Annotated in this window: 1 protein-coding gene; it reads left to right on the top strand. The window is 68.9% G+C overall.

Translation table 11 applies throughout. The annotated features are described in order from the left end of the window. Positions 1 to 3,476 (top strand): ricin-type beta-trefoil lectin domain protein (locus ACFU7Z_RS37710; protein WP_380782615.1); only part of this gene is annotated, 3,476 nt, incomplete at its 5' end. Positions 3,477 to 3,507 lie beyond the last annotated feature (31 nt).

Here is a 3,507-nt window from a genome sequence, read left to right as displayed (position 1 = left end):
GTGCGGCGGGCGCCGCCGGCTCCGACAGCAAGGCTCCCGGCCCCGGCGCCCGGACCGCGCCGATCGCCACCACCGTCAGCGGCGGCGGCATCGACCTGGTACCGGACGCCTCGCTCCTCGGGCAGGGCACCGGCCCCTGGTTCATCGACCCGGGCTGGAACCCCAGCGTCGACAACGGCACCCAGGCCTGGGCCCAGGTGCAGTCGGCCTACCCGGAGACGATGGAGTACAACGGCACCCAGCTCGGCCAGGACAAGCCGGCGTCCGGTTACTGCGGCTACATCGACACGAACAACCGCTGCGACAAGGAGGGCAAGGAGCGCGCCTACTTCCAGGTGGGCCTGAACTCGACGTTCTGGGACTCGACCGTCCTCAGCGCCAAGCTCTACGCCACCGTCGCGCAGTCGTCCAGCCCCTCGACCTCCACCCCGATGGGCCTGTACTCGACCGGGTCGGGCAACAGCAACCCGATCAACAAGTGGACGCGCTGGAACGCCCAGCCCTGTCCCGAGCCGTCGAACTGCTCCAAGGTCGGCATGAACTGGATCTCCGGCGGCGGCGGCAAGGAGTTCGACGTCTACGGCCAGATGGTTCAGGCCGCCCGCGAGCACTGGGACGGCTGGACCTTCATGTTCGCCCCCGACGACGAGGGCAACAAGTACTACCGCCAGCGGTGGGCCAACAACCCGCACGTCGTCGTGACGTACGACCTCAAGCCTCGCATCGGAGACCCGGCAACCAACCCGACCCCTGGCTTCGCCTGGAACGACTCCCACGACAAGTGCCAGACCGGCGGCACCACGGACCCGAAGGACGCACCGGGCTGGGTCGGCATCAACACCGACATCAATCTGAGCGTTGACACCTGGTCGCCGACCGGCCAACAGCTCTGGACCGCCTTCAGGATCTGGGACGACAACGACAACGGCTCCCTGAAGATCTACGAGACCGGTTGGGCCGCGAGTTCCGGCCCCAAGAACGTGAGCGTCGGCCCGCTGATCGACGGCCACCAGTACGGCTGGTTCGCCACCACCAGCGACGGCACGCTCACGAGCGACAACAGCCCGACGTGCTACCTGCGCATCGACCGCACCCCGCCGACCGCTCGCATCACCTCGACGGACTTCCCCGAGTCGGGCACCCTCGGCGGGCACCCCAAGCCCGTCGGCGAAGACGGCTACTTCACCCTGACCGGTACCGACCCGGCCCCGGCCACCGGCGGACAGTCCTCCGGTCTCGCCTGTGCCCGCTGGACCACCGACCCGATCCAGGCCTCAGCCACCGGCTGGAAGTGCACCGACCGCAGCGACAACGTCGTCAAGATGGACGGCGGCAGCTACCAGCTGAAGTATCACGCCACGCACTGGGGCACGAATTTCCTCTACCTGCAGACCCAGGACAACGCCGGCAACATGTCCCAGCCGGTCGCCTACACCTTCTTCGTGCCGAGCAACCCGAACGCGGGTCCCCCGGTCATGGGTGACATCGACGGCGACCTGAAGGCGGACACTCTCCTGCCGGACGGTTCCGGCGCGCTCCGCGTGATCGGCGCCGGCGCCGATCCGTACGCGGCTCCGAATGCCAAGCCGGTCTCCGCCCCCGGCTCCACCGGCTGGAGCAACGTCCAGATCACCCACCGGGGCTCCCTCAGTGAGCAGACCGTCGACGATCTCATCGCACACGTTCCGGGCTCGGCCGAGCTGTACCTGTACACCAACAACGGCACCACCGGCGCCTTCGACAACCAGAGCGGGGTGTCGCTCCAGAAGCCCGCTGACCCTCCCAACGAGCTGAGGACCTGCTTCACCCCCGAGCACACAGCGATCGCCTGTGGTCGGCCGGACTGGTCGGGAGTCACCCAGATCGCGGCCTTCGGTTCGCCCTACGACGACAATCCCCGCGACCCCGGTACAGGCCAGCTCGGGCTCCCCCGCACGTCCCTCCTCTATGTCGAAGCGGGTCAGCTGTGGCTCGCGACCTCGTCCAGTGCCCAGACCCTCGACGGGCCGGCCTATCTGTTGTCCTCGGACCGCAACTGGGACTTCTACGACCTGATCACCCCTGGCCCGGCCAAGGGCACGAACATCCCCACCGTCTGGGCCCGGTCCAAGGGCGACGGAACCATCCACGCCTACCAACTGGCCAAGGGCAGTACCCGGAACACCTTCGACGCCTCCGCCTTCTCCAGCCCCACCAAGGGCTGGCTGGCCAACGGCGTCGACGCCAAGCTGTACCCGAAGGTCGGTTCCAACGGCGACGTCACCGGTGACGGCATCCCCGACCTGTGGGCCGTGGACACCAACAACCAGCTCGTCGCCTGGGCCGGCATCGGCACCCCGAAGGACAAGAACAACCCCGCCAGCGGCCCGACGGTGACCGGCCTGGAGAAGAACCCGGTCGCGCTCGGCAACCTCAACCGCCCCGTCGGCAACTGGCTGGCGGCGCCCGACGGCACCAACACCGTTCGCGACGGACAGAAGCGCACCGACGGGTGGGCGACGAACGTCGGCTGGGTCCAGGAAACCGTGGACGGCCAGAAGACCACCGTGGGCACCTTCGCCTCCGGCGCAGGCTCGAACATCACCATGAGCGGCCCGGTGGTCGACACCCGCAAGAGCTTCACCATCTCCACCTGGGCCAAGGCCGGTTCGGGCCCCGGCGTCGTCGCCAGCCAGGAGACCGGGCACTCCAGCAACTTCCTGCTGTACACCGACGGCGCGGGCAAGAACTGGCACTTCGGCCTGGCCTACACGGACGACGACACCTGGTCGTACGACTACACCGACACCCAGAACGCCAGCGCCGAGACCCGGCCCGGCGTCTGGACCCGCCTGACGGCCTCGTACAACGCCGACACCGGGGCGATGGCCCTCTACGTCGACGGTGTCCTGGCCGGCACCAAGTTCCACCTGGCCGGCACCAGCCCGGCGTCCTCGGGGCCGTTCACCCTGGGCCGGTACAAGTACCAGTCCAAGCCGACCGCGAGCTTCGACGGAAGCATCAGCAGCACCGCCGTCTACCCGTTCGCGGTGGCGCCGACCGCGCCGAGCGCGACCGGTGTCGTCCGCTCGGGTGCCGACGCGGGCATGTGCGTCGACAACGTCAACGGGGGCACCGCGAACGGCAACCCGATCATGCTGGTGAACTGCAACGGCACCGAGGCCCAGCAGCTGGCTCTCGGGAACGACGGCACCATCCGGGTCAAGGGCGGCTGCATCGCCACGGTGAACGCCGGCACGGTCGACGGCACGCAGCTGGAGTACCACTCCTGCGACGGCACCACGGCGCAGAAGTGGATCCCGCTCGCGAACGGCGCGCTGTTCCACCCCGCCTCCGGCAAGTGCTTCGAGCTGCCGGGCGGGCCTGCCACCAGCGGCACCCGGCTCCAGATCGCCGGTTGCGGCTACGGGCCGAACCAGCAGTGGACCATCCCGACCCTGCGGACGGCCGTGCTGCCTGCTCCGCCGCGCTCCTGACCTCCAGGTCCTGAGCCCACGGTCCTGAGTC

Source organism: Kitasatospora sp. NPDC057518 (genome assembly GCF_042802075.1).
Taxonomy (GTDB): Bacteria; Actinomycetota; Actinomycetes; order Streptomycetales; family Streptomycetaceae; genus Kitasatospora.
This window is presented reverse-complemented; position numbering and strand designations above follow the sequence as displayed.